Source organism: Kordiimonas sp. (assembly GCF_048264555.1).
GTDB lineage: Bacteria > Pseudomonadota > Alphaproteobacteria > Sphingomonadales > Kordiimonadaceae > Kordiimonas.
On record NZ_JBLXCX010000004.1, the window covers coordinates 314535 to 339998 of the forward strand.

At 56.5% G+C, this 25464-nt stretch carries 24 protein-coding genes and 1 tRNA gene; 5 read left to right on the forward strand and 20 right to left on the reverse strand.

Going from position 1 to position 25464, the window contains the following annotated elements:
- Positions 1-59: 59 nt before the first annotated feature.
- The 14 genes from ACN0XZ_RS13430 to ACN0XZ_RS13495 form a co-directional block, all read right to left on the reverse strand.
- Positions 60-2357 (reverse strand): hypothetical protein, encoded by a 2298-nt coding sequence (locus ACN0XZ_RS13430; protein ID WP_417458289.1) that lies wholly within the window; start codon positions 2355-2357, stop codon positions 60-62.
- 46 nt (positions 2358-2403) lie between these two features.
- Positions 2404-3192, reverse strand: coding sequence for a MinD/ParA family protein (locus tag ACN0XZ_RS13435; RefSeq protein ID WP_417458290.1), 789 nt, complete (start codon positions 3190-3192; stop codon positions 2404-2406).
- On the reverse strand, positions 3185-4207 hold the full coding sequence (locus ACN0XZ_RS13440; protein WP_417458291.1) for a GTPase: 1023 nt from the start codon (positions 4205-4207) through the stop codon (positions 3185-3187). Before ACN0XZ_RS13440 ends, ACN0XZ_RS13435 begins: the two co-directional genes overlap by 8 nt.
- A 60-nt stretch (positions 4208-4267) precedes the next feature.
- Positions 4268-6397, reverse strand: coding sequence for a flagellar biosynthesis protein FlhA (gene flhA / locus ACN0XZ_RS13445; RefSeq protein WP_417458292.1), 2130 nt, complete (start codon positions 6395-6397; stop codon positions 4268-4270).
- Between the two features lie 35 nt (positions 6398-6432).
- Entirely contained in the window at positions 6433-7824 is a 1392-nt protein-coding gene (locus tag ACN0XZ_RS13450) for a sigma-54-dependent transcriptional regulator (protein WP_417458293.1), read from the reverse strand.
- Positions 7825-7878: 54 nt separating this feature from the next.
- On the reverse strand, positions 7879-8643 hold the full coding sequence (locus ACN0XZ_RS13455) for a motility protein A (RefSeq protein WP_417458294.1): 765 nt from the start codon (positions 8641-8643) through the stop codon (positions 7879-7881).
- A 27-nt stretch (positions 8644-8670) separates the two neighbouring features.
- Entirely contained in the window at positions 8671-9033 is a 363-nt protein-coding gene (gene fliN / locus ACN0XZ_RS13460) for a flagellar motor switch protein FliN (protein ID WP_417458295.1), read from the reverse strand.
- Between the two features lie 64 nt (positions 9034-9097).
- Positions 9098-9769, reverse strand: a complete 672-nt coding sequence (locus ACN0XZ_RS13465) for a hypothetical protein (protein WP_417458296.1) — start codon at positions 9767-9769, stop codon at positions 9098-9100.
- Positions 9770-9786: 17 nt separating this feature from the next.
- Positions 9787-10794: a flagellar motor switch protein FliG gene (gene fliG / locus ACN0XZ_RS13470; RefSeq protein WP_417458297.1), complete on the reverse strand. Its 1008-nt coding sequence runs from the start codon at positions 10792-10794 to the stop codon at positions 9787-9789.
- 62 nt (positions 10795-10856) lie between these two features.
- Positions 10857-12572, reverse strand: a complete 1716-nt coding sequence (gene fliF, locus ACN0XZ_RS13475; RefSeq protein ID WP_417458298.1) for a flagellar basal-body MS-ring/collar protein FliF — start codon at positions 12570-12572, stop codon at positions 10857-10859.
- Positions 12573-12759: 187 nt separating this feature from the next.
- Positions 12760-13032: a DUF1153 domain-containing protein gene (locus tag ACN0XZ_RS13480; protein WP_417458299.1), complete on the reverse strand. Its 273-nt coding sequence runs from the start codon at positions 13030-13032 to the stop codon at positions 12760-12762.
- A 173-nt stretch (positions 13033-13205) separates the two neighbouring features.
- On the reverse strand, positions 13206-14576 hold the full coding sequence (locus ACN0XZ_RS13485) for a flagellar hook protein FlgE (protein ID WP_417458300.1): 1371 nt from the start codon (positions 14574-14576) through the stop codon (positions 13206-13208).
- Between the two features lie 118 nt (positions 14577-14694).
- Complete coding sequence (locus ACN0XZ_RS13490; RefSeq protein ID WP_417458301.1) at positions 14695-15363, reverse strand: flagellar hook assembly protein FlgD; 669 nt, start codon at positions 15361-15363, stop codon at positions 14695-14697.
- Between the two features lie 21 nt (positions 15364-15384).
- Entirely contained in the window at positions 15385-17247 is a 1863-nt protein-coding gene (locus ACN0XZ_RS13495; RefSeq protein ID WP_417458302.1) for a flagellar hook-length control protein FliK, read from the reverse strand.
- A 306-nt stretch (positions 17248-17553) separates the two neighbouring features.
- On the opposite strand from ACN0XZ_RS13495, the gene mnmA reads away from it, so the two are divergent.
- Complete coding sequence (gene mnmA / locus ACN0XZ_RS13500) at positions 17554-18717, forward strand: tRNA 2-thiouridine(34) synthase MnmA (RefSeq protein ID WP_417458303.1); 1164 nt, start codon at positions 17554-17556, stop codon at positions 18715-18717.
- 79 nt (positions 18718-18796) lie between these two features.
- Here mnmA and ACN0XZ_RS13505 read toward each other — a convergent pair whose 3' ends face one another.
- On the reverse strand, positions 18797-18979 hold the full coding sequence (locus ACN0XZ_RS13505; protein WP_417458304.1) for a DUF1328 domain-containing protein: 183 nt from the start codon (positions 18977-18979) through the stop codon (positions 18797-18799).
- Between the two features lie 183 nt (positions 18980-19162).
- On the opposite strand from ACN0XZ_RS13505, the gene ACN0XZ_RS13510 reads away from it, so the two are divergent.
- Positions 19163-19930 (forward strand): substrate-binding periplasmic protein, encoded by a 768-nt coding sequence (locus ACN0XZ_RS13510; protein ID WP_417458305.1) that lies wholly within the window; start codon positions 19163-19165, stop codon positions 19928-19930.
- Positions 19931-19946: 16 nt separating this feature from the next.
- Here the strand turns inward: ACN0XZ_RS13510 and ACN0XZ_RS13515 are convergent, their stop codons facing one another.
- Positions 19947-21143, reverse strand: a complete 1197-nt coding sequence (locus ACN0XZ_RS13515) for an alkane 1-monooxygenase (protein WP_417458306.1) — start codon at positions 21141-21143, stop codon at positions 19947-19949.
- A 144-nt stretch (positions 21144-21287) separates the two neighbouring features.
- Between ACN0XZ_RS13515 and ACN0XZ_RS13520 the strand changes: the two genes are divergently transcribed.
- Positions 21288-21884 (forward strand): TetR/AcrR family transcriptional regulator, encoded by a 597-nt coding sequence (locus ACN0XZ_RS13520; RefSeq protein WP_417458307.1) that lies wholly within the window; start codon positions 21288-21290, stop codon positions 21882-21884.
- 39 nt (positions 21885-21923) lie between these two features.
- On the opposite strand, the gene ACN0XZ_RS13525 is transcribed toward ACN0XZ_RS13520, so the two are convergent.
- Positions 21924-22346 carry a VOC family protein gene (locus ACN0XZ_RS13525; RefSeq protein ID WP_417458308.1) on the reverse strand — a complete coding sequence of 141 codons (423 nt, stop codon included), beginning with the start codon at positions 22344-22346 and terminating at the stop codon, positions 21924-21926.
- Between the two features lie 2 nt (positions 22347-22348).
- Positions 22349-22828: an OsmC family protein gene (locus tag ACN0XZ_RS13530; protein WP_417458309.1), complete on the reverse strand. Its 480-nt coding sequence runs from the start codon at positions 22826-22828 to the stop codon at positions 22349-22351.
- A 282-nt stretch (positions 22829-23110) separates the two neighbouring features.
- Here ACN0XZ_RS13530 and ACN0XZ_RS13535 point away from each other — a divergent pair.
- Together ACN0XZ_RS13535 and ACN0XZ_RS13540 are read left to right on the forward strand one after the other, a co-directional pair.
- A tRNA-Met gene (locus tag ACN0XZ_RS13535) sits at positions 23111-23187 on the forward strand.
- A gap of 316 nt (positions 23188-23503) precedes the next feature.
- Complete coding sequence (locus ACN0XZ_RS13540) at positions 23504-23860, forward strand: YigZ family protein (RefSeq protein ID WP_417458310.1); 357 nt, start codon at positions 23504-23506, stop codon at positions 23858-23860.
- Here the strand turns inward: ACN0XZ_RS13540 and ACN0XZ_RS13545 are convergent.
- Positions 23857-24162 carry a putative quinol monooxygenase gene (locus ACN0XZ_RS13545; RefSeq protein WP_417458311.1) on the reverse strand — a complete coding sequence of 102 codons (306 nt, stop codon included), beginning with the start codon at positions 24160-24162 and terminating at the stop codon, positions 23857-23859. The genes ACN0XZ_RS13540 and ACN0XZ_RS13545 overlap by 4 nt on opposite strands.
- Positions 24163-24253: 91 nt before the next feature.
- Positions 24254-25129: a helix-turn-helix domain-containing protein gene (locus ACN0XZ_RS13550; protein ID WP_417458312.1), complete on the reverse strand. Its 876-nt coding sequence runs from the start codon at positions 25127-25129 to the stop codon at positions 24254-24256.
- Positions 25130-25464: the final 335 nt, after the last annotated feature.

A 25464-nucleotide genomic window follows, 5' to 3' on the forward strand; every position in this document is an offset into this window, starting at 1 on the left:
TTATCCTCGCCCTTCGTGTTATTACACCGAAGTAGCAGGCTTATCTTGGCCGTCAACGATTATCTTGCGCGTGCGCTGCCCTGGTTGAGAATTGCTTCAACATCAACAGGGAAGGAAGACTGCTCCAGAATGTTAAGCTGGCCGGTGAAGGCGCTGGCACCAAGCGCATCATCAAACAGGCGGATGGCGTCATGCTTGAGGCTTGAAGGCAAGGGTTTGCTGGTCCTGAGCGTCAGGTCGAACTTCTGGCCGCGGATCAAGCCGTCAAGCTGCACTGGCCCAAGCACTGTAAACTGAACCTCCAGAATAAACCGCTGAAGTTCGTCTTTCTCATCACCTTGGTTCTGGTTTTGCCCACCGTGTTGGCGGTCTGGGTCAACTTGCGGGCCGTGGCCAAAAAGCATGGCTATCAGCGGCATGTCAGGGTTCCGCATATCAAGAGGCAGCATCAACTGCCGCCATTCACCCACAGGTTCGGTCGCCATGCCCATAAGGCGGGAAAGGTCACCCTTGAGCGCATCCAGAAGGGCTCTGCTATGCTCCGCCAGTGCTTTTTCCGCAGCACCACCAAGCCACGCCTCGGGGCTGTTGCGCCCGGCGGCGGACAGGAAAAACAGCAAACTGTTGGTCAACTTCCCCCCACCATCGGCAGACCGGGTGGCAAGCTCTGCAGCGGCAGTGGGGTCAGAACCTGAGAGGAAGGTCATGCTTTGGTGCAGGGCGGGCCAGGCGGTGTGGCTGAGGGCGGCGAGTGTGCCCGCTTCCGGGACCACAGCAGCGGTCGGTGCCATAGGTGTGCCTGAATAGGGCATAGACGGTGGCAACGGCGCAGTTTCTTGCGTTGGCAGCGGGAACTGCAGGATATCACCAACCGCAGGCCTGACAGCGTTGGGCAGGCTGATGGTGATCATACCGCGCGTGGTGTCCAGCCTGAGGTCAGAACGCGGGCCATCAGGGCTCATGAATGCCCGCACCGTATGGACCGCTTTCACAGTCGCGTTCTGAAGTGTTTGATTTTCTGAGCCTTGTTCCGGAAACGAAACAATAATGTTTTTGGGGACGCCCATGCCGGGTGGCTGCAACCGCGCTTTATAGCCGGGTGCGGCGTTCGGGGCTTCCGGTGCTGCTGGTGCGGGAGCGAGTGTAGTGATGCGAACTTGCTCTCCGTTCAGGTTTTCTGCGGCTTTCAGGCTGACGATCAGCGTACCCTGAGTGGTTTCAACCCGCGCGAGCGGGGAGGTTGGGTCCGCGAGCTTTGCGACCGGCAGCGGCAACACTTTGGCATCCTCAGGCGCAAGCGGATGCACCGTGAGCACGGTGGCGACCTGACTTGGTGGTACACGGCTGATAGCCGGATCCATCAGTTGAATTATCTTGGCATCCCCGCTTGCGGTAAAAGCCTGGATGGGGGCACTTAGTCCAGCATTATCAAAGGCTTGCTGGGGCGCTTGCAGCGATGTCAGCTCTGATTTCGGGATGAAATGAGCACCATCAGGCCGCTCCCCACTTGGCGGAACCTGCGTGCTGACAGATTGATAGAGCGGGGTTTTGGGCGCCTGACCCTGCTGGGCTGCAATGAGGGTCGCGAGGTCAGAGCTGTTGGAGCGCGGGCCGATTTTATCCGGATTGTCGGCGATAGGTGTGGCGGAAGTGTCGCCAAAAATGGGGCGGGACTGTGGCGGAACAGCGCTATAATTGGAAACCGGCTTGTTTTCCAAGGCATTAGGCAAGGTTGACGCGCGAGCACCAATCAAATTGGCCAAGGTTTCTGCGCCGTCTGGCTGCGCGACCTGTGGCGTGTTTTGCGCCACACTTTGTGCCACACTCTGTGGCGGTCGTTTGCCCGTATAGGCTGGCCCCGTGTTTTGCAGATCTGGCCTTGGTGTTTGCCCACTATCTTCCGGTGCGTGGATTGCGATGACAACCAGCGAAAGCCGGATAGGCGGGTCGATCACCTGATTGTTTTTAACGAGCAGATCGGCAGACACCTTTTTTCCGGCCTCAACAATTTCAAGCTCAACATCGTCGCCCGCGCGCAAGCCAGCGTCTGGCCGCAGCGCATAAGTCGCGCGTTCGGTCACGATGATGGGCCTGCCTTCGAGGTCTACCTTCGCGATCTCGCGTTTCAGCCGTTCGCCCACTTCGATGTGGGCTGCGCTGGCGGAGATGGACACCGCAGGGTCACGGGCATGGTGAGCCTCTGCGCGGTCGTTTTTAGCGTGCCGCTCACCGGAATGTTCACGGGCCTGGGTTTCAGAGCGCTGCGGGTCTTTGGATACACCAGAGGCCTTGTCGGTGGCACGGGCCACCGGGTCCACAACCTTCGGCATAGGTGCACCACCGGATATATCGCTCATTCAGCATCCTCGGTTTAACGCATCTGGCGTCGCAGGGCAGGCTGATTTAGCGCCCGACGATTGCCGCCGCGAGTGCCTTGATGTCTTTTGCGGCTTCCGCCTGTGGGTGCCGCGACAGGAGCGGAACTTGCGAGCGGATAGCATCAACCACCTTGGCATCGTTTTTAATGATACCGATAAGGGGCGGGGAAATCTTCAAAAATCCTTCGCAGGCCCGTTTGATGGCCTCATAGGCTTTTTCACCCTCGCGTTTGCTGCCCACGTTATTGACCACAATGGAGATATCGGCACCTGGGTTGCGCATGGCGGTGATCTTGATGAAAGCGTAGGCGTCGGTCAGCGACGTCGGGTCCGCCGTCATCACCACAAGCACCTTGCCGTGATGTTTTGAAAGCGTAGTTACAGACGGGTCAACACCGGCGGCGAGGTCCAGAAGCACATGGTCGTATTTGCTCGCGAGCGCCGTAAGCCCTGTGCGGATTTTAACCAGAGTTTCTTTTGTCAGGCTGCCGAGCGCGCCAGAGCCCGATTTACCGGGCAATACGTCAAAGCCACTGCCGTCCTTTTCCTCAAAACGGCAAACGATATCGCGAAGCGGGGCGTCGCCAGAGATAAAGGTGCCAAGGTCACGCTCAGGCATCAGCCCAAGCTGGATATCCACATTGGCGAGGCCCAGATCACCGTCAAACAGAAGTACATTTTTCCCGGCGTGCGAAAGCGCATGCGACAGGGTAACGGAAAGCCAGGTTTTACCCACGCCGCCCTTGCCGGATGCAATGGTGATCAGCCGGCGCTCAAGCGTTTCTTTGTCTCGTGTCATCGGCGCGTCAGTCATGTTTACTATCCATTTTCGCTTCGGCTTTCTTACCTCTCGGTAGCGCAGTAAGAAGGCGAGAAATTGTCAGGGGGGAGGCTGTCTCAAGCCCTTCAGCCACGTATGGGCTGCGGCTGATGGCGGCAAGGGCAAGATATCCAGGGCGTGCGGCCATGATCATGCTGGCGTAGCGCCGCGCCGCATCCAACCGGGTCGCGATAAAGCGCTGGCAGCCCATGCGCGCGAAAATACCCGCAATCTCTTGTGCGTCCAGGGCATCAAGGCCTGCGGGCATGACCAGGACCGGCTCTGCATCTACCTTCTGGATAAACTTCAACAGCTCTTTCAGCTCATCCATGTTGAACGGGTTGGTGCCGGGGGTGTCGATCACGGTCAGGCCCATGAAGTCTGTTTTCGCGCGAATTACAGCGTCCAGTTCATTGGGCGTGTCGGCGGTTGAAACCGTCTGTTTCATCAACTGCGCAAAATGGTCAAGCTGCTGGATGCCCGAGGCTTTTACCGTGTCGGTTGAAATCAGATGCACAGGGCGTTCGTGCAGAAGCGCGTCCGCAGTCAGCTTGGCGGCGCAGATGGTTTTGCCAGCCCCCGGCGGTCCTACCAGCATCACGGGGCGGGCGGTCGCGTCGGTGAGCGGGCTGAACTTGATGGCGGTCTCGAGCGCGGAGGAGAAAGCCTCGGACAGGCTACCGCCGCCCACGGCGCGCACGGCTTCCGCAAAATGGCTGGCGGTGTCAAACGGCAGACCGTGATGATTGAGCACCGCGCTGATGTCACCATTGTCAAACTCCCGCGTTTTGGGCGTGGGGTGGTCCACCTCAAATGCGAGCGGGGTCTGCTCGGGTGTTGGGGCCTTCTTCGGGGGCGGTGGGGTGGCCCCCGCCTCAAGGGCTGCGGTTACGCGCACACCGCTTTTGCTGGTCTCGGTCTGGATGATAATGGCATCCGGCCCCAATTCAGCGCGGACTTGATCCATCACAGCCGACATCGTTTTGGCGTGGAAGGTTTTAAGGCGCATGGCAGGTCGTGTATCCTCAGTTTATTCCAAAAGCGCGCGAAAGAGGCGCAGCCTTGTTTGTTAAATTTGTCCAAGCGTCCGGATTTTTGCCTGCGGATGAATTTCGTTCTGGCTCATCACCACCGTGGCGGGGCGGAACCGTTCGATGATGGACCGAACATAGGGCCGGACAAGCGGGCTTGTGAGCAGCACGGGTTGTTCGCCGCGCTCTGCCTGCTGGTCATAGATGATACGCACGGAATTGATAAACTCCTGCAATCGGGATGGCGCCATCGCGAGCTGTTTTTCCTCGCCTTGCCCCACAAGACTTTCCGCAAAAGCCTGCTCCCATTCGGGTGACAGGGTAATGAGCGGTACAAGACCTTGCAGGTTAGAATAGGCTGAGCATAGCTGGCGGCCAAGGCGTGTGCGTACATGCTCCGTGATCGAGACAATGTTCTGCGTGAAGCCGGTGGCTTCGGCGATGCCTTCCAGAATAGTGGGCAGATCGCGGATCGAGATGCGTTCGTTCAGGAGCGACTGCAACACGCGCTGGATGCTGGAGATGGTGATCTGGCTTGGTACAATATCGGCCACCAGTTTCTGGTGATCGCTTGGCAGGTCGTCTATCAGTTTTTGCGTTTCGGCGTAGCTCAACAGCTCAGCCATATTGTCCTTGATCACTTCCGTCAGGTGGGTGGTGATTACTGTTGCCGCGTCCACAACTGTATAGCCCCGGAAGCTTGCTTCCTCACGCGCGCCTGAATCAACCCATGTGGCAGGAAGGCCAAAGGCTGGTTCTGTTGTAGCTTCACCCGGTATCTGCACCGGCTGGCCCTCTGGGTCCATCACCAGAAGCATGCCGGGGCGAATGTCACCGCGTCCTACCTCGGTTTCCTTGACCCTGAGCACATAGGTGTTGGCCGGTAGCTGCATATTGTCGAGGATGCGCACAGACGGCATCACAAAGCCCATCTCGCTCGCCAGTTGCCGCCTAAGCGCCTTGATCTGGTCCGTGAGTCGGAAACCGCTGTCATCATTGATGAGGGTCAGGAGGCCATAACCAAGCTCAAGCCGAAGCTGGTCAATAGCAAGGGCAGAGCTGATAGGCTCTTCCGCAGGCACGGCCTTGTGCTCCGCGTCTTTGACCGCGCGTGCTTCTGTTGCAGCCGCTTTTTCGCGTTTGTTGCCGATGGCATAGGCCATATAGCCAAGTGTGCCGCCAAAAAGTGCAAACGGGATGAGCGGAATGCCGGGCATGAGCCCCATGCCAAACAGAAGCGCGCTGGTGACACCAAGCGCACGAGGGTAGGTGCTAAGCTGGCCAAAAAGCGCCTTGTCTGTCTGGCCGGTTACTCCGGCTTTGGTGACGAGCATACCGGCGGCTGTGGATACAATAAGCGCCGGGATTTGGGAGACGAGGCCGTCACCCACCGTAAGGATGGTGTATTGGTTGAGTGCATCCCCAAACGAGATGTCATTGATAACAACCCCAATAACAATGCCGCCCACAATGTTGATGAGGGTAATAAGGATACCCGCAATGGCATCCCCGCGCACAAACTTGGCCGCACCGTCCATGGAGCCGAAGAAGGTGCTTTCGTCTTCAAGCTCTTTCCGGCGGATTTTGGCTTCATGCTCGTCAATCAGGCCCGCTGACATGTCGGCGTCAATGGCCATTTGTTTACCGGGCATGGCGTCCAAACTGAAGCGGGCTGCCACCTCGGCGATACGGCCAGAACCCTTGGTGATGACCATGAAGTTCACGATCACGAGGATGGCAAACACGATAATACCGATAACAACCTGCCCCCCCATCAGGAAGGAGCCAAAGGCCTCAATCACCTTGCCCGCCGCGTCTGTTCCCGTGTGTCCCTCTGAGAGGATAAGCCGGGTGGATGCCATGTTGAGCGAGAGCCTGAGCATGGTAGCGATGAGGAGAACAGTCGGGAAACTGCTAAACTGAAGCGGTTTCTGGATGAAGATACAGGTCATCAGCACCATCACCGAGAATGTGATGGACGCCGCGAGCATAATGTCGAGCAGCCAACTGGGCATTGGCATGATCAACATCATGATGATGGTGACCATGCCAAGCGCGAAGGCTACGTCCGAACTTTTTAGCCCGCCCAGCAGGGCATTGAAGTTGGGGCCGCCACCGCCGCCGCCTTCACCGCCGTCTTGCTGTTCGCCTGAGGCTGTATCGCTCATGTTTTAAAATCCAAAACTCACACTCGCATCAGCACTTAAACAGGGGCGCCGGGCTGCGGTATGGAAACACCTTCGGTTTGGTACTGGTTCAGTTTGTTCCTGAGTGTACGGATAGAGATGCCAAGAATATTGGCCGCATGCGTGCGGTTGCCGAGGCAATGCTTGAGCGTGTCGATGATCAGCTCACGTTCCACTTCCGCGACCGTTTTACCAACGAGGCTGGCAGCTTCCTCAAGATCGCCCGCGCCGTCCATCACACTTGCACCAGCGTTACCGGATGGCGCCGCTGTCGCAGCCGTGTCGCCCCCCGCATTGAAGGTGAGGTTCCCACTGGCGTCAGGCAAAAGGATAGCGCCGGTGCCGATGGTGTCACCGCTTGCAAGCAAGACCGCGCGGTGGATGGTGTTCTCAAGCTCCCGCACGTTGCCTTGCCAGTGATGGGCTTGCAGCATCTTCATGGCGTCGGGCGAAATTTCCCGTTCTTCCACCTGGTTTATGTCCGCATATTTTTTGGCAAAATGGGCCGCGATGGCCGCGATATCGGCCGGGCGTTCACGCAAGGAAGGCACACGCAGGTTCACCACATTGAGGCGGAAGAACAAATCTTCACGGAAGTTGCCAGCTTTTACCTCTTCCTGCAGGTTGCGGTTGGATGTGGCGATGATACGGATGTTAACGTTAACGGGTTTGCCACCACCAACACGGTCGATCTGGCGTTCCTGAATGGCCCGCAAGAGCTTGGCTTGCAGGCGCACGTCCATTTCCGAAATCTCATCAAGGAGCAGGGTACCACCGTCTGCTTCCTCAAACTTACCTATCCGGCGGGCAACAGCGCCGGTGAAGGCGCCTTTTTCATGGCCGAACAGCTCTGATTCCAGAAGGTTTTCAGGAATGGCAGCGCAGTTTACCGCCACGAAAGGTTTGTTCGCGCGGCGGCTTTTTTGGTGCACAAAACGCGCCATCACCTCTTTACCGGTACCACTTTCCCCGGTGATGAGGATGCTAGCTTCAGACGGTGCCACCTGTTCCGCCAGAGCTGCAACATTTTTCATGATCGGGTCACGGTAGATGAAGGCCTGGCTATCTTCCGTAACCGCTTCAAGCACAGCGGCGATAAGCTCTGCGTCAGGCGGCAGTGGGATATATTCCTTCGCGCCACCACGGATGGCAGCGGCGGCGATTTTAGGGTCCGTCCCGATACCACATGCCACCACAGGGATGGAGAAGTGCTCAGCCCGCAATTTTGGGATGAGGGAAGGGATATCCAGAGAAATTTCCACCATGAGAAGATCCGCGCCGCGGGTCCTCAGCGTGCCAAGCGCTGTGTCGATATCCGGGGCATGCGTCACCTTCGCGCCGCGTTCTATCGCTATTTGGCTCGCGGCGCCCAATTGACCGTTCAGGGTGCCTACAATGAGTAGTCGCATCGTTTCGTCTCCGTACCATGTCGCTGCCACGTGGCAGCCCATGCGATTTGCCGATTATTTGAAAAAGGTGATCCTTTTTGCGGGCGGCAAAATAGTATTCAGAAGCATCTCAAGCCTGCGCGGGTTTTCCTTCCGCCGGATCGAGGTTGCCCCCATTGAATAAAGGTTGTTGACCAGTTGTTCTTCGTCTGTGCAGTGCTCGGTTTTTGCGGCCAGCGGGATGAAGACCAGATGCGCAAGCACGGCACCGTAAAAAGTTGTGAGAAGCGCCACAGCCATAGCCGGGCCGATCTCAGCCGGGTTGTCCAGGTTGCCAAGCATGCGCACAAGGCCGATCAGTGTACCGATAAGGCCCATGGCGGGCGCGACATCCCCGGCGCGGCGCAGGAAATCAACCGCGCGCATATGCCGGGCAGAGGCCGTGCTGGCTTCGCGGCGGAGGATCTGTTCGATCTCGTCCGGCTCGGCACCGTCCACCACCAATTGGATCGCTTGTGCGAGAAAGGGGGTGTCTTTCAGTTTTGGCAACAATCGCTCCAGCATTAAAATATCGTTGTGTTTGCGGCTTTCGACCGCAATTTTCATCACCTTGATGGCTTCTTCAGCCGGGTCCCGCTGACCATGGCGCAAAAGCTGCCAGATGTTGGCGGGCAGGGTGAACATCTCCTGCAGGCGGAAGCTGATGGCGGTAACCGCGAAGGTGCCAAGCACAACGATCAGCACACCCTGGCCGTTGATAAATGCCAGTGGTGATCCGCCCAGCCAGATCGCGCCGCCCACCAGCAAAAATGCCAAAAGCATCCCAAAAATTGTGCTCATCCCCGCGTGCCCCCTTATTGCCGCCTGTTAGTTGACGCCGCCATCAAGTTTGATGATCTCTGTCATGGTTACGCCCAAGTGGTCTTCAACCAGCACCACTTCTCCCCGCGCGACCAAGCGGTTATTCACATAAATATCAATGGCTTCGCCAACTTTGCGGTCCAGCTCGATCACCGCCCCCGGCGCAAGCTTCAGAAGCTGGCTGACTTCAAGTGTGGATTTGCCAAGCACTGCCTGCACCCGGACCGGTACGTCAAACACCGGCTCAAGCTCTTGTGCCGAGCGGACCTGACCATCTTCGCGCGGGGCAAGGTCGGGCGATTTCGCCGACCCATCCGACAAATTCTGCAGGCCTACGTTGCCGCCGTTGTTGTCTTCTTCGTTTGCCATTCCTAGTTCCCTTTAATCCCTGAGCTTCGATCGGGCTCCGCGCTTATGCGCCGCAGCTGATCGCTCACCCCTCGGCAGTATCCTGTGTTGTTGTTTCTGTAATTTTCTGGGCCTTTGGCGCCTCAACATCATCGGGCATCACAAAGCGCTGCACCGCGTCTTCGATCTGGCGCACGGTGGCTGCGTGGTTGCGTTCAGAGCCGCCATCAGGCCACTCAACCTTGCAGTCCTGCATGCCCATGGTTTCTTCACCGATCAGTACAATATCGCCCGGAAAGCCCGTTGCCGCTTTCAAATCCTCAAGCCGTTCGTTGACGCTATCAACCAGTTCCTCGCATACCCGCACCACAAGGCGTGGTTCTTTTTGCATGGTGGCGAGGCAGTCCTCAATCAGCGCTTCAATCTCAGCCATCGGATGTGTGCGGATAAGAGCCGGCGCCAGCTTGCTGGAGATCGCATAGGCCAGTTGCACCATCTCTTGTTTGAGGGTGCTTTCCAGTTGCTGACGCTGTGAAAACAGCGCGCGCGTGGCCTGTTCAAGCTGGCCCAGCGTTTCTTTTGTTGCGGCTTCAATCTCGGATAGCGCTTGGCGTCGGCCTTCTTCAAGGCCGCTCGCATAGGCGTCGGATTTAATACGGTCAGCATCCGCGCGCACGCGGTCAAGCTCTTCATCGAATCGGCTTTTGGCGCCGCCATCGAAGGCCGTATCAAATCTGTATTTTACCGGTTCAGCCATTTAAGCGTCTCTTGTTCCTAGTAAATCAGCTCGTCTTCGCCCTTGTTGTCCGAGAGCAGGATTTCACCCGCTTCCGCAAGGTCTTTGGCTTTGTTCACCATCGCCATCTGGGCTTCATCCACATCCCGAAGCCGTACAGGGCCCATGGCTTCCATGTCTTCGCGCAGGATTTTCGCCGCCCGTTCCGACATGTTAGAGAAAAATAGGTCACGCAGCGTATCGGATGCGCCTTTCATGGCGAGGGCCAGCTTGTCCTTGTCCACGTTCCGAAGCAGCGTTTGCACACCGCTTGGGTCAAGGTTCGCCAGATCTTCAAAGGTGAACATCAGCGCGCGGATGCGTTCTGCGCTGTCGCGGTTACGGTCCTCAAGCGCGGCCAAGAAGCGGCTTTCCGCGCTGCGATCCAGATAGTTGAAGATTTCCGCAATGGTTTCGTGGCTATCGCGGCGGCTGGTACGCGCCAGGTTGTTCATAAATTCAACGCGCAGCGTTTGCTCAACCTTGTCGAGGATGTCTTTCTGCACAGCCTCCATACGGAGCATGCGCATGATAACTTCCATCGAGAAATCTTCGGGCAGCACCGCGAGGACACGCGCAGCATGCTCAGCCTTGATCTTCTGGAGCACTACAGCAACGGTCTGCGGGTATTCGTTCTTCAGGTAACTCGCGAGCACCACCTCGTTCACGTTGCCGAGCTTGTCCCACATGGTGCGACCAGCCGGACCCCGGATTTCATCCATGATCTGCTGGACCCGGTCGCCAGGTAGCATTTTTTTCAGCAGGCGCTCGGTGCTGTCGAACGAGCCGTTCAGGTTACCGACGGTCGAAACCTTGGATGCAAATTCTACAAACAGGTCTTCCACATCCATCGCGTCGATAGCCCCAAGGGTGGACATATGCTGTGAAAGTTCTTTGACCTCATCTTCGGAAAGGTTTTCCCAAATGGCGCGGCCATGCTCTTCGCCAATCGCGAGCATGAAAGCGGCGGCCTTCTGTGAGCCTGACATTTTAGTTAAATCTGGCATGTCCTACCTTTGATCTTGTCTTTCTCAACCGCGGCATTCCAAAGGATACCTGTGGTTTATTCTTAGTCGGCGTAAAGCCATGTGCGAACAATCGCAACGGATTCGTCAGGGTTCGCTCGGATGATATCTGCCACCTTTTTGATGGCGCTTTCCTGAATGCGCCCTTCAACCTGCGCCACGTCAATTTTGGCGTCTGTGCGCATGCCTTCACGGCTGAGTGTGCCGCTTTCACGCGCCTGACGAATAACAGCTGCAGCATCTTCATTGCCTGCGGCGGCCAAGGCCATCAGTTCAGGCGTGATGCCACCGCCGCCGCCGGGCCCCGCAATCGCAGGCGTTTCAGGCGTGCGGTCTTCAATTTGGTTCGGGTCAGGTGGTGGTGGCGCGTCCGGAATAGCTTCAATCAGGCGCATCACCAGTGGGCGCACGACCAGAAGGATCACCAGAATAACTGAGACGAACACACCGCCTTGGGTCAGCACATCAATAAGGTCTTGTTTGTTGAGGCCAAAGAGGTTGAACGCTGTTTCTGTCTCCGCAAGTGGTGCGGGGTCAACAAACCGCATGGAAGCAACCGTTACTTCATCACCGCGCGCAGGGTCATAAGGGATCGCTGTCAGAACGAGGTTCTGTAACTGCTCAATCTCCGTTTCATTGCGCTCCTGATACGCCGTGGTGATGCCATTTTCGTCCAGCGTACGTTCACCGTCCACGAGCACGGAAACCCTGATCTGGGTGACTTCGCCCGGTTCCTGTACCACCACGCGTTCCGTCTTGGAATTTTCAAAGTTGGTGGTTTCCTGCGTTTTTCTCGAGCTGCTGGTCGGGTTCGTCGGGCCCGCTGTGTTTTCCGGCAGGTTGTTGCCCATGGTTACCTGACCACCAACCTGTTCGCCGTCAGATGATTCTTCCTCAACCACGTTTTGCGAGAGGATCACCTGCGTATCCGGGTCGTAACTCACCTGACTGGTGGTGGTGCGGCTCATGTCCATTTGTACCGAAACCTCGGCGCGGACGCGGCCATCACCCACCCGGCGGGCGAGGAGTTGTTCGATTTTGTCGCGGTACAGCCGTTCTTTAGCGAGGCGCGCTTCTTCCATGTTGGAGAAGTTCGCGTTTGCGCCTTGTTCGGCGGCACCGTCAACGAGCAAACGCCCGCTGGTGTCTGAGATGGTAACCCGTTCAGGCGAAAGGCCGGGTACAGCCGTTGCTACGAGAGCCTGAATGGCCTGTGCTTCGCGGCGGCCAAGGCCTGCGCCATTGGTGCGGATAAGGATAGACGCTGTTGGCTCAGATGCCTCCCGCTGGAACGGGCGCCGTTCTGGCATCACAATATGCACGCGGGCTTCAGATACGGATGAAAGATATTTGATTGTGCGGGCAACCTCCCCCTCGACTGCGCGGACATAGTTCACGTTCAGCTCAAAGCTTGTGCGGCCAAACCCGCTGTCCTGATCGAAGATTTCTTTGCCAACTACACCACCGGTAAGGCCATCACCAGCGAGGGTCAAACGAAGCCGGTCAACCTGATCACGGGGGACGCGCAACATGCGGCCACTGGCGTCAGTTTCATAAGGAATTTGTTCAGCCTCAAGCCGCTGTACAATGGTGGCGGCATTGGCAGGGTCAAGGTCCGTGTATAATACGGTCATCGGGGAGGTTTGCCACCGCCCGACAATCGTCACGAAAAAGAGCGCCACCAGGGCACCGACGATACCAATCAACACAAGCCTGCCTGTGCCGAGATTCTTTAAGAATTGCAGAAGACCTTCCAACACCCACCTCGGTAGCTTATCCGCCTAAAAAAATCCCCGGATACACAAAATGCCCGCGGAACCCAGCACCAATTTAATCTGTCACGGTAAACAGATAGTTAAATCTAGGCAAATTTTGCCTATAAATGTAAAGGAAAATTTTTGTGGCAAAACCGCAGATAAAGGCCGGAAGGCGCGATGAGCGCCGTTTTTAGGCGGAGCGGTATTTTTGAATGCGTGTGGTCCTGAGGCCGGGCAGGCCGTTTTTATTGATCGCTTCCTGCCATGAAAGAAATTCTTCAACGGTCAGGGAATAGCGTTTGCACGCATCTTCAAGGCTGAGAAGCCCGCCTTGCACGGCGGCGACAACTTCGGCCTTGCGCCGGATGACCCAGCGCTGGGTGTTTGTGCTTGGCAGATCGGCGAGCGTAAGCGGCTTGCCGGTGGGGCCGATAATAAGGTTTTTTGCGTCTGACCGTGCCATTTCCTGATACTCACAATTGATTGGCAGAGGTGAGTATAGAAACGCTTCGTTTAAAAAATGCCTAATGCTCAAGGTTAAATTTTCATTAACCTTTGTCCTCAATGCAAAACCGGGCAGCCAATTGGCCACCCGGTCGGTGCAAAAGAGATTTTAGCCAGCTTTAGCTTGGACTATTAGAGCCTCGTCAGTTCTTCAAGGATCTGGTCAGAGGTTGTGATAATCCGTGTTGATGCCGAGAAAGCGCGCTGCACTTTAATCAGCTCGGCAAATTCGCTGGCGAGATCGACGGTCGACTGTTCAAGCGAGTTTGGCGATACGGTACCCGCACCACTGTCTCCTGGCTCTTGCAGGTTCACATCACCAGAGAGATCAGACGCGCCAAAGGCGTTGCCTTGACGACGCGCAAGTCCGTCTGGGTTCTGGAACACGGCAATCGGCAGCTTGTAGACGGGCAGCGTCAGGTCGTTATCGAAAAGCGCGGTGACAACACCGTCTTCACCGATGGATACGCCCGTAATGTTGCCAAAGGCCGCGCCGTCAACTGCATAGTTCAGACGCGAGGACGATGTGGTTGACTGCACAAAACCGTTCTTGAAGCCATCATCCCCAAAATCGAAGGTGATCGAACCGGGATCCACTTCAACACCACCACCTGTGGCATAGGTGATCGGAATCGCGCCGCCTGGGAAGGTGATGGCGGTAGTAGTGTCACCAATGTTCATGGTTGAGGTGGCTGCATCAACGATTGTTTCCAAGTCGATTGAACCATCGGTATTGAACTGCAACACACCGTTCGCAATAATGCCATCAGGGTGCGCGGTGCCATCAACAGCTGTCGCGTCATCGAAATAGATTTCATAGTTCCAGCTGTTGTCACCGGTGTGAACTGCGCCGATGTTAACCACATGGCTGCGGCCTTGGCTGTCAAAGATCTCAACGTTGGTTTCAAAGTCCGGTGTTGCCGAGCCATCTGCCAGAGATCCTAAAGTATATGACGCAGCAACTGGGGTGTCCGTATCCAGATTCACCCGAAGGGATACTTCGTTGGTGGCTGCACCGAGACCGTTCAAGTTGTTGATGTTGATCGGGCTCAACTCACTTGTCTGGTTTTTATTGGTGGTGATGGAACCTGTTGAGTCTACCGGCCAACCAAGAAGGTAGTGGCCTGCTGTGTTCTTAAAGAAGCCCTCAGCGTCCTGGGTGAATGCACCAGCGCGGGTGAAAAGAAGTTCGCCTGAAGCGTCTTCTGCCCGTGCGCCGTCACGCACCACAAAGAAGCCTGCACCATCGATGGATAGGTCGGTTGCGGAGCCGGATGGCTGCAACAGGCCCTGTTTCGATACCAGCGTTTCGGAGAACGCGCGCACGCCGCCCGGTGAATAGGACGAAAGGGATGCTGTTTCGGTTACAAGGGTAGAAAAGCGTGACCGCGTCTCTTTGTAACCAATTGTGTTTACGTTGGTAATGTTATCGGCGATTACGCCAACACCGTCGGTGAAGGCCTGAAGCCCCGATACACCTGCTGCCAGAGCAGTGAATGCCATTTTACTTCTCCTATACTCTCTTTTGCGTTTTCACTGGCTTTGGGCTTTCTGCTCTTGCCCAATCGGCAACTCGCCGGTGGGGCACGCTGGGCACTTCGGTCCAGCTTAGGTTCGGCTTTTACTCACTGAAAAGCTGAATAATCTCATCTTGTGACACCAGGTTCGGCCCGACGACGAAGACGGCATCGGTGCCGGTGAGGTCAACGGACTGAACGCGAGACCGGACGGCAATGCCTGTCTCAAGGCTCTTGCCTGCGGCATCTTCCGCCACGATTTTCAGGTCATATTCACCTGCTGGTGCGAACTCGCCGTTTGACAGTTTACCGTCCCACTCAAAATCATGCACACCGGCGGCTTTTTTACCTTCGCCTGTGTAGACAATGTCACCTTGGTCGTTGCGGACCTCAAGGGTCAGCTTCTCGGCGGCGGTTTCATTATGGTACCGCCACTGGATACCGCTCGCGCCGTCAGTCTCGCCACCTGTGCGAGGCACCAGTGCTTCCTTGCCAAGATAACTCGCGAGCGAGCTTTGGTTGCTCATCATGGTGAGGGCAGCCAGCGTCTCAAGGTTCTGGTTTGTTCTGATCTGTTGCTCCACACCGGAGAACTGAACCAGTTGTTGGGTGAACTGGTTACTATCCAGCGGGTCCATCGGGTCCTGGTGCTGCAACTGCGTGGTCAGCAGCACGAGAAAGTCGTCAAAGTCGTTTGCGAGGGACGCAGCGGACCTGTCACCTGCCGTCTGGTAGGTTTGGTTTGAGCTTGTCGAAGCAACGCCATCAACCATTTTCTATACCTTCTCGTTTACCTAGACCCGGATATCGAGGCCGGTTTCGGCGTCGACATAGGGTAGAATTTGATCAAGGGGAACTTCGTCCATCACGTCATCTGCCGTGTCAGCAAACTCCCTGCCGCCACCAGCACGTGAGGCCAGTTCGTCCCGCATTTTTTCCTGTTGCACAGCTTCTGCGAAGGCACGGCCTGCGCTTTCGTGATTGCCTTGGTCAAGGCTGAACTCAATCGTCGGGTTTTCGCCCTTCTGGCCAGTTGCGTTCAGCGCGCGTTCAAGCCCGCGGCTATCTTTTTGAAGCAGTTCAAGCGTTTCTGGCCGTTCGGCGATCACTTGTGCATGAACGCGGCCATTTTCCATGAAGCGCATTTTAACCTGCACCCGGCCAAGCTCAGCGGGGTCGAGGCGCAGGGTAAATTCTTGCTCACCTGCTTTTACCGCGCGAGAGACGCTCATGTTCAGTTGTTTGGCTACATGCCCTTGAAGGCCACGGCCTGGGTTGCCGCCAAGCAGGCTCATGCTCGACATAAAGCCACTATCGCCTTTCATGCCGGAAAGGCCGGTTGAAACCATCTCTGTTGCGGCGCCGTCAGGCATGCCGGCAAGCCGCTCGGGCGTCAGGGCAGGGGTGGTTCCCATGCCAAGGTCACGCGCGGCGCTCATTTGCGGCAACGTTTCAGGGCGCGGTACGGTTGGCTCTATGGCCTTGGTCGTTAGTGCATCTGGTACAGCGGTTTGGCCTATGCTCGTTTGGCCCACTGTAGCACTGGCTGTTGGTGCCGTAGGTTTATCGGTAGTTGCCCCCATGAAGGATTTTTTGCCGCCATTCAGGGCTGTATTTTGTTGTTGAAGTGCCGCGTTCGCAGAAGCCTGCTGTTGCGCCTGTTGGGCGGCAACCATATGGCCGTTCGGGTTGTTCTGCGCTTCGTCAGACGGTTTCTTGTTCGTTGTTTCAACAAGGTTTTTGTCTTCTTCCGGGTTGCGGGCGATTGCCTCCACTGCTGCCTCGCGAGAGATGGCGGGCGTGTCGTCCGCAGGCGCATCGGCTGCTGCCATAACATCACCGGAAGCATCCGGGGTCGGGCTCGTTAGCGGGTCGCCAACCACCGCTGCCGCAGCAGGCGCTGCAGGAACCGGCGCGGGCGCTACGCCCAGCACGGGTTCCACTGGTGCTGTCGTTGTAGGTGCGGGTTGTGTGCCTGCAGCTTTCGGGGCCGTAGCGGTGTTGGCTGAAGCTGCCGCTTGGGCAGCTGTTTGAATTTCAGGGGCCGCAGCATCTGTGACGCCATTAATCAGGGCAACCAATTCCGCAACCGGCAGAACATGGGTCTCTCCGCTCGGTGCCGTAAGGGTGAGCGGCGAGGCGGGGCCATTTGCCACCCCTGCCTTGAGGCTATTCAGGAGTTCAGCGCGCGCGCCTTCCGGCAGACTTGCAAAATCTATTGCTGCGGCTTGGGCATTATTCGCTGGAGCAGTAGCCGGATTAGCTGCGTCGATAGCTGATGGCGTTCCCGTGGCGGTCTGGGTCTGAACACCTTCGAGACTTACAGCCTGTTCCTGGCCATATTTGCTGATGATATCCTGAAAAACAGCAGGAACCTGATCCGCCGGTAGCGTAATGCCGAGGGAGGCGAGAAGCTCAGCCTGTTCAACGGAAAGCTGATCGATCGACTGCAGACCTTCAACTTGAGCCCCATCAAGTGCGATGCCGGTGTACTTGCTGTTGCCTGACACAGCCTGCGCAGATTGCAGAAGGTTCGCAAACTCTGTCGCCGCTGCGGCATCGGTGCTGCCGTTGGCCGCCTGAGGGCCAAAAAGGGCAGCAATCGCCTGCAGGGGCGTTGCGTATTGTGTCTGCGTTATCTGGTCAATCGGGTTCATATTTCGCTACCAAATTGTACTCCCGACCTGCCGGGAGGGGTTTTCTTCACCCTCATATAAAGCAAAGGCCGGGCCAGTTTTGTGCTATGATGAGAATCTGTTGGAATCTAACGGCTTGGCATATGCGTGTGTGAGCTTGGGCCATGCCGGCGGAGGTTCTTGCCGGGTAAAATTGGCTTATGGGGAAAATCGCTCCGGCGTGCCACCACGACAAAAAGGCAGGGGAAACGCTTGCCCTTGAAGGCCGGAAAGCTTATATGCACGGCAGATTTGGAAACAGGACCAAACTTGTAGGAAATATCAGCCATGACAAGCGGCGCATCATATTCAGGGGGAATAAACAGTCTGGGCTTTGACCGGGCACCCGCTGACACGCGTGTGGTCGTTGCCATGTCAGGTGGTGTGGATAGCTCCGTCACCGCTGCCCTTCTTAAAGAAGAGGGGTATGATGTCGTTGGTATTACGCTGCAACTCTATGATCATGGTGTTGCTGTGCAGAAGAAGGGCAGCTGTTGCGCCGGGCAGGACATTCATGATGCGCGCCGCGTGGCGGACGAGCTTGGCATCCCGCATTATGTGCTCGACTATGAAAGCCGGTTCAAGAACCATGTGATGGAAGAGTTTGCCGACAGTTATATCAAGGGTGAAACACCAATCCCTTGTGTGCGCTGTAACCAGACTGTGAAGTTCAAGGATCTTCTTGATACTGCACGTGACCTCGGTGCTGATTGCATGGCCACGGGGCATTATGTGCAGCGCCGGATCGGTGCGGACGGCAAGGCCCAGCTGGTGCGCGGGGTCGATAGCGGCAAAGATCAAAGTTATTTCCTGTTTGCCACCACACAAGTGCAAATGGATTTCCTGCGTTTCCCGCTTGGGCATCTTGATAAAGCCCAAACACGCGATCATGCAGAACGTTTTGGCCTGACGGTCGCGGACAAGCCTGACAGCCAGGATATCTGTTTTGTGCCTGAAGGCCGGTATGTGGACGTGATTGAGCGTTTGCGCCCCGGCGCGCTTGAACCCGGCGATATCGTGGATATTGACGGTAATGTGCTAGGCCAACATGAAGGCATCGTAAAGTATACCATCGGCCAGCGCCGTGGTATCGGCATTGGCGGCACGGATGAGCCTCTTTATGTGGTGAAGCTAAACCCTGCAAAAAAACAGGTGATCGTTGGCCCCAAGGAAGCGCTGCTAACCACAGCCATTGGCGTGAAGGACGTGAACTGGATTGGCGACCCTGTGCCAGCGGAAGGGTTGATGGTCACGGCAAAAATCCGTTCCACTCGCCCTGGCGTGCCAGCGCGGCTCTTTATGGAAGGCACACGTGTACGCCTCGTGCTTGAAGTGGCCGAAGCTGGTGTCTCGCCCGGGCAGGCTGCTGTGTTTTATGAAGGCGACCGGGTGCTGGGTGGTGGCTGGATTGACCGCGCTGAAAGTGCTGACCCGCGGCTGGCCGCAGCGTAACCCTGATAGATCGGTAATCAAATGAAGACAGGCGCCCCATGCCGGAGCGCCTGCGCCTCACACCTTCGTATCTGTTCACTTAAAACGGGGGAGGGGTGCGTCTGCCACCGATGATGTTAGCCACCAGCGTGACAATGAACAGGATGATGAAGGCAAGAAACAGCCATTTAGCTGCCCATGCGAGCGTCCCTGCGAGGCCACCAAAGCCAAGGGCCGCTGCCACAACCGCCAGAATGAAAAATGTTAATGCCCATCCAAGCATGTCTATTCTCCTCTTGTTGCTGAACCCACTTTAGGCTGGTGAGCATCAATTCTCAGTACCAACGGGGGTGCTCAAGTATAAAGAATGGCTCAGGATAGCTGACCTTCGGCCTTATTTAGTGTGCTTCAATTTCAGGTAGGGTCGTGGTACTCTGGTCGTTGGGGTCGGTGAAGTGGAGGCCGAATGGCTGATCTGTCCCGAATGCGCAGCAAAGCCGCCGCGCTTACCGTTTTCCTTATCGTCATGTGTATGGCCGGGCACGCTATGGCGGCCGATGTCACGATCTATACCGAAGATTATCCACCCTATAGCTATGCCGGTGATGACGGCGAGGTGGTGGGCATGGCCACAGACCGGGTGCGGCAGATCATGACCGAGGCCGCGCTTTCCTATGAAATCACTATTCTGCCTTGGCCGCGGGCGGAGTTCCGCGCACGAAAAGAAACACGTGCCTTTATCTATAGCCTCGCCCATTCGATTGAGCGCTCCGCCTACTATGACTGGATTGCCCCCATCGCAAAGCCGGATATGTATTTGTTCGCGCGCACGAAGGACCTGAGGGCTGTAACGCTTGAAGCCCTGAAGGGTGGTGTGTTTGTAGCGGTGTGCTCTGAAAAGGATGCTTCATGCGGTATCATGCGCCGGGCGGGTGTGCCGGAAGAGAAGCTGCTTTTTGTGGCACCGTCAGGTTCTTCCGAGGCGATGATGATCCTCTATGGTCGCGCTGACCTGTTTCTTGGCGACAAACGCCTGCATCCGGTGCGTATTGCGAGCGGCGACTTCCCGCCCGGCAGTATCAGGCCTGCGCTCAAACTTGATGAGGATATCGCCTTCTATCTGGCCGCAGGGCTGCAGGTTGATGAAAGCCTGCGAAGCCGGGCTCGCGATGCATATGGCAGGCTCGCTGCGCGCGGCGAGATAGACATATATGAGGGCGACACCTCGCCTTAGCCGGAAAGTAGTGTCCCTACTCGGCGGCTTGCAGACTTGCCTCAGGGCGATGGAAGCGTTTCATGAACTTCTCACGCTTGGACGGCTTCATGTAAGCCTTGTTCATGTCATAGCCGTGTTGCTCTGCCACCCGTTTGTCCATGATGGCAAACCAGATGGGCGGGTTCCACGCCGCCATAAACATGGTGAAATACCCGGCTGGCAACTGAGGCGAGGTATCAAAATGCCGCAAACACTGGTAGGGCCGTTCCGCGTGAGCGTGATGGTCTGAGTGGCGCTGCAAATGGTAAAGCATCACGTTGGAGACAATGTGATTTGCGTTCCAGCTATGATGCGGTTGCACACGCTCATACCGGCCATCTTCACGCTTTCCGCGCATCAGGCCGTAATGTTCAACATAGTTGGCGCTTGAGAGCATCAGGTTGGAGAGGAGCGCACCGCCAAGAAGATACGGCAGCACAATCCAGCCAAACACAGCGACAAAGGCGCCATACATGGCGATGGTGATCAGTGTGTTGGCGAACACCTCATTTTCGAACGAGTAGGGGGATTTGCCCTTGCGCTTCATGCGAGCACTTTCAATTTTCCAGGCGCGTTTCACACCGCCCGGCAGCTCGTGGGTCACAAATTCATAAAAGCTTTCACCCATCATGGCTGTGGCGCTGTCTTCTGGTGTGGCGACCTGAACGTGATGGCCCTGGTTATGCTCAACACGGAAGTGCCCCATGCCGCACAGGCACAAGAGAAAACGCGCCACATTGATGGAGGTTTTGTCCCGTCTGTGGCCAACCTCATGCGCGGTGTTGAGGGCACCCGCGCCCATCAGGCCGTTTGCAACGGTTACAGCCAAATAGGCGCTCCAGCTCAGATCCATCACCGCCACATACCAGGCCCCTGCAACCCACACCGCATAGGCTGCGGGTAGGGCCGCGAAGGCGGACCAGCGATAGAAAGGGTCATCGCGTAGGTAAGGAATAGCTTCGCGCGGCGGGTTGGAACTGTCTTCACCAAACAGCATCTCAACCACAGGGATCAGGACATAGAAAAAGATGGGGGAGAGCCACAAGGCAAGTTCACGCCCGGTCTCTGCATAGAGCCACCAGCTACAGATGGGGATGAAGCTCAATAGCACCGGCAGTGGCCACAAGTATCGCTTGCTATCGCGCCAATCTGCACCTTGCTGGTTGTTGTCCGTTTTTGTGTCGCTTGCCATTTGCCTTCCCCGCGCCGGTATCGATCCATGATGCAATTTGTCATTTATTGATAATATTGTCAATAAAGAGTCGCTTGAGAATGGACGCTTGATCAAAGGGGCTTAGGAGCGGTACAAAAAATGGCCGGGATACAAGGGGATGAAATGGCAGGAAAAGTAAAACGCACACGGCTGAGCCCTGAGGAGAGGCGGGAGCAGTTGCTGGCTGCCGCCGTTGAGTTATTTGCTGAGCGCGGTATAGGCGAGGCCAAACACGCCGATATAGCCCGCCGCACGGGTGTGTCAGTGGCGACGACCTTTGTTTATTTCCCAACGCGGGAAGCGCTTATCGATGCAGTGCTTGATGATGTTGCGGTGAAGAACCTCGCGATCTTTGATGAGGTGGACCCCGAAGGGCTGACGGTATCTGAACTTCTGACAGCCCTCGCCGAGCATGCAACCGCCCGCGCGGATGAAGAGCGGGCGTATGCGCAGGTGTGGCTGAATTGGAGCACCAACTTCGCCCCCGGCATTCGTGCCAAGTTTCTGGAGTGCCAGAACATTGTGCTCGACCGGCTAACGGATATTCTCAACAGTGCGCGCGACCGCCGGAAACGAGATGACCGGGACGATGCGCGTATACTGCTGGCGGCATCCCAGATGCTGACGGTGATGAAACTAGACGGCGTGGACAAAGCCCGCCGCGACCGTTTCACCGAACACACGATTGATGTGGTACTGGCGTACGCTGGCGAAAAATAGCGCTTGGGAGCTGTCCCAGAACAGTCACGCCCAAAACCTTCACGCCCAGGGATCGTAGGACCCGAAATACCAGACGTAACCACCAATGTCCCGGCAGCTATACCCCCGGCCACCATACTCCTTGGGCTCAAGGGGCAGCAGGATTTGAGCCCCTGCCACTTGTGCTTTCGCATAATGCGCATCCAAGCGGTCATCGGGGATATGCACATTAATGCCGTGGCTGCAAACCCCGCCGAGCGCCGCCGGGTGGGTATAAAAAGCAGGATGCTCGTTCAATTCTGACGAGGTGATCATGATGCTGCCTGCACCCAGCGTGAGATGCCCATGAAGGATCGTGCCGTCCTCTCCGGGCACTACGAGCCGCGCTTCAAGCCCGAAGGTATCGCAAAGCCAGGTCAGCGCTTCGCCGGCATTTTCATACAGTAGCCCGGGGGTGATCGAAGACGCGGCAGGTGTCGTCATTCTCAGCCTTCCGCCACAATGATGGTGGGCTCATGCGCAACTTCAAAGTTAAGCGAATTGGCGATGAAACATTTTTCGCTCGCCGGGTGGTGCAACTCAGTGGCTTTATCCGGGTCGCTATCAGCAGTGATGGTGATACGTGGCCGCAGGACGATTTTGGTGAACCGCCCAGGGGCGTTTTTGTCGCCTTCATCCATCACGCCTTCAGCGTCGTCTACATAGTCCAGCACGGTCACGCCGCCTACGGCGCACAGGTGCAGGTACCACAGCATGTGGCAGGCGGAGGCAGAGGCCACCAGAATATCTTCCGGGTTATGGCGGGTCGGGTCGCCGCCAAAGCTTGGGTCAGACGAACCGAGGATCGGCACTTTGCCGTCCATCTCCATGGTATAATCACGGCCATAGGACTTATAGGTTTTGGTGCCTGTCTCTCCGGCCCCTGTCCATACAATACGGCTGTGGTAGTGATGCTCCTTACCCATCTGCCAATGCTCCCTCGCTTGACGGTTAATTGCCTGAGGCAAATTCTTCTGCTCAGCCGCTACCCTAAAGGCATCCTGCTCGTGAAGGCAGAGCCAATTTTACATCACGACAGGGTGCCAGCCAGCATTTTAGTGCAGTGGCCGGTTGGGATGGCATTTTTGTCGCAAATTCGGCTTGACTGGACGCCGACCCTCTTTTATACCGGCGCAGCTTTCAGCGGCTGTGTAGTCCGTTTTGAGTTGTTGCGAGTAGGCTGCAAACGCGTTGAGGCATTTAATTTTGGCCGAGTAGCTCAGTTGGTTAGAGCAGCGGAATCATAATCCGCGTGTCGGGGGTTCAAGTCCCTCCTCGGCTACCAATACAAAACCCTGACCCCATGTGGGTCGGGGTTTTTTATTTGTTTCGGGGCTGGCGAAAACCGCCGTGGGTTCTTACGAGCGCGACCGGTGGCGCGCGAGTGACGTCGAGCGAAGGCGAGACGGTCCTGCAAGGATAAAAACAGGCAACAGGCCTGTTTTTACAATTCCCTCCTCGGCTACCAAATTTCAAGGCTCTACCTGATAGGTAGGGCCTTAATTTTTTCATCATCATGAAATTTAAGAATCTTGAAGCCAGAGCCGTGTCGGGCCAAGTGACGTTTGACAGCCTGCGGCGCTGCGCCCTATAGAAGCGGCATGCAGATATTTGATGGCATTATTTCAGACCGTGGCTCGAAATACGCGGTGTCGGGCGGGCCGTGCGCGAGCCTGGACGACGCCAAGGCGTTCATCAAGGCGCTTTGCCGCAAAAAGAAATTTGCCAAGGCTACCCATAACACCTGGGCTTATTTCACTGGCGAAGTACCCGTGAAAAATGATGACGGTGAAGCGGGGGCGGGCATGCTGATCGCGCAGATGCTGGAACGCGAGGGCCTATACGACCATATCGTTGTGGTGACACGCTGGTACGGCGGTAAACATTTGGGTGGAGACCGTTTCCGCCACGTACAGGATGCTGTGCGTTATTATCTCGATAATGCCGACCTGGGCTAGCTGCCCACAGACACCAAACCGTGACCGCCAACCGGATTTGTGGTGGCGATCATTTCCATGCCCTCGATGAGCGGACGACCACGCCCGATGGCGGCCTGCACGGAAGGCAAGTTAAGCGAGGCCTTGTGGCTATCCGCACTATCCCATACCTCGGTGATCCAGATAGTGACGTTATCCTTGGGCTCAAGTGCCACGATATAGCTCAGGCACCCGGGCATATCGGATAGGCCCTCAAGCAGGATGTTCGCCAGTTCATCTCGTGTGCCTGCCTTTGCGGTGAATTTACCAATAAGCCCAAACATTCCTGTCTCCTTTGCCTCTGCTGTCACGCCACTTGTTATCACTGATGCGGCAGTGGCGGTTATAATGAAATCTCGTCTGTTTATCATGGGGTTAATGCTTCCGCCATGCGCGTGGCGTGCAGCCAAAAGTGGCCTTGAAACGCGCATTGAAATACGAGAGGTCGTTAAACCCAACGTCAAACGCAATAGTGGTAACCGGCGCGTTTGTCCGGTGCAGTTTGTTGGCGGCGGCGCATAGGCGTGTGTTTACCACATACTGGCACGGTGTTTCACCGGTCACGGTTTTAAAAAGCCGGGCAAAGCGAAACCGCCCCAAGCCCGCAACGGCGGCGAGGTCATCAAGGCTGCAGGCTTCTGCATAGTTGGCGGATACATGCTCAACCGCCTCAAGGATGCGGCGGCGCTCATAAGGTGTTGCGTCCATGTGATGGTCACTAAAAGGGTGCTGGCCCAAGGCGAAATAGGCCCCGGCAATGGCAGCATCCTCCATCAGCTCGCTGTCTTTTAGTGCTCTGAAAAGCAGGCCGCCAAGATGCGCAGTTTCTTTTGCAGGTGCGTGGCTCCCCCCAGAGAAGATAACACTATCGCGGCCAAGGTCTTCCGCGATCCCCTCAATGAAGCTGTCAGCAAAGAACAGCACCACACGCCGATTGCCTTGAGCATTGAGGTGACGACACTCAAACACATCGCCTTTGTTGGCAAAAAGCACGCTTCCCGGCACAGCGGTGTTGACCACGCCTGCGGTTTGATAGTCAAACGTGCCACGTAGCACAAAGGCCATGCCGTGGCCGCTATAAAGGCCTCTGGAGATTGGCGCCTCATGGCTTGGTTTGCAAAACAGGTCTGCCAGTTGATATCCGTTCTGTGCCGTATCTAGGCCGTACCGGTGTTCAAGCCCCGCGTGCCAACCGGTTGCGGCGCATCTGTCGAGCCGGTGCTCAAGATTTGCAAACTGTCCGTCAGGCATGGCTTTCTGGCGATCGTATTAGTTTTTTTCCCTTCCTGTTTTATACGGCAAGTCGCCGTGCGCTGCCCACATCAAAATGTATTTTTTTATGCAAGATTCCCCAAGTTTTGCCGCTCCCAGTCCCGCCTGATAGGCGAGAATGCCATCCGGGCATATTGATGGGTGACGCGGGAAGGATGGCTGGCCTGACACCGGATAAAATACGAACCGAGCACGATAACGAGAGGAATAAACTAGAGAGGCGCACACCCTAAGCGCACGAAACACGCAGCAACATCTCCCCCCACTTCCTCCAGGCCTGTCCCAATTCTCAGGGGCGGGCTTTTTTTTTGGTG

Bases quoted from the DNA above. Each gene is read 5' to 3' on its own strand.
- ACN0XZ_RS13430 (WP_417458289.1), bottom strand. From the start codon at position 2,357: ATGAGCGATATATCCGGTGGTGCACCTATGCCGAAGGTTGTGGACCCG.
- ACN0XZ_RS13435 (WP_417458290.1), bottom strand. From the start codon at position 3,192: ATGACTGACGCGCCGATGACACGAGACAAAGAAACGCTTGAGCGCCGG.
- ACN0XZ_RS13440 (WP_417458291.1), bottom strand. From the start codon at position 4,207: ATGCGCCTTAAAACCTTCCACGCCAAAACGATGTCGGCTGTGATGGAT.
- flhA (WP_417458292.1), bottom strand. From the start codon at position 6,397: ATGAGCGATACAGCCTCAGGCGAACAGCAAGACGGCGGTGAAGGCGGC.
- ACN0XZ_RS13450 (WP_417458293.1), bottom strand. From the start codon at position 7,824: ATGCGACTACTCATTGTAGGCACCCTGAACGGTCAATTGGGCGCCGCG.
- ACN0XZ_RS13455 (WP_417458294.1), bottom strand. From the start codon at position 8,643: ATGAGCACAATTTTTGGGATGCTTTTGGCATTTTTGCTGGTGGGCGGC.
- fliN (WP_417458295.1), bottom strand. From the start codon at position 9,033: ATGGCAAACGAAGAAGACAACAACGGCGGCAACGTAGGCCTGCAGAAT.
- ACN0XZ_RS13465 (WP_417458296.1), bottom strand. From the start codon at position 9,769: ATGGCTGAACCGGTAAAATACAGATTTGATACGGCCTTCGATGGCGGC.
- fliG (WP_417458297.1), bottom strand. From the start codon at position 10,794: ATGCCAGATTTAACTAAAATGTCAGGCTCACAGAAGGCCGCCGCTTTC.
- ACN0XZ_RS13480 (WP_417458299.1), bottom strand. From the start codon at position 13,032: ATGGCACGGTCAGACGCAAAAAACCTTATTATCGGCCCCACCGGCAAG.
- ACN0XZ_RS13485 (WP_417458300.1), bottom strand. From the start codon at position 14,576: ATGGCATTCACTGCTCTGGCAGCAGGTGTATCGGGGCTTCAGGCCTTC.
- ACN0XZ_RS13490 (WP_417458301.1), bottom strand. From the start codon at position 15,363: ATGGTTGATGGCGTTGCTTCGACAAGCTCAAACCAAACCTACCAGACG.
- ACN0XZ_RS13495 (WP_417458302.1), bottom strand. From the start codon at position 17,247: ATGAACCCGATTGACCAGATAACGCAGACACAATACGCAACGCCCCTG.
- mnmA (WP_417458303.1), top strand. From the start codon at position 17,554: ATGACAAGCGGCGCATCATATTCAGGGGGAATAAACAGTCTGGGCTTT.
- ACN0XZ_RS13505 (WP_417458304.1), bottom strand. From the start codon at position 18,979: ATGCTTGGATGGGCATTAACATTTTTCATTCTGGCGGTTGTGGCAGCG.
- ACN0XZ_RS13510 (WP_417458305.1), top strand. From the start codon at position 19,163: ATGGCTGATCTGTCCCGAATGCGCAGCAAAGCCGCCGCGCTTACCGTT.
- ACN0XZ_RS13515 (WP_417458306.1), bottom strand. From the start codon at position 21,143: ATGGCAAGCGACACAAAAACGGACAACAACCAGCAAGGTGCAGATTGG.
- ACN0XZ_RS13520 (WP_417458307.1), top strand. From the start codon at position 21,288: ATGGCAGGAAAAGTAAAACGCACACGGCTGAGCCCTGAGGAGAGGCGG.
- ACN0XZ_RS13525 (WP_417458308.1), bottom strand. From the start codon at position 22,346: ATGACGACACCTGCCGCGTCTTCGATCACCCCCGGGCTACTGTATGAA.
- ACN0XZ_RS13530 (WP_417458309.1), bottom strand. From the start codon at position 22,828: ATGGGTAAGGAGCATCACTACCACAGCCGTATTGTATGGACAGGGGCC.
- ACN0XZ_RS13540 (WP_417458310.1), top strand. From the start codon at position 23,504: ATGCAGATATTTGATGGCATTATTTCAGACCGTGGCTCGAAATACGCG.
- ACN0XZ_RS13545 (WP_417458311.1), bottom strand. From the start codon at position 24,162: ATGTTTGGGCTTATTGGTAAATTCACCGCAAAGGCAGGCACACGAGAT.
- ACN0XZ_RS13550 (WP_417458312.1), bottom strand. From the start codon at position 25,129: ATGCCTGACGGACAGTTTGCAAATCTTGAGCACCGGCTCGACAGATGC.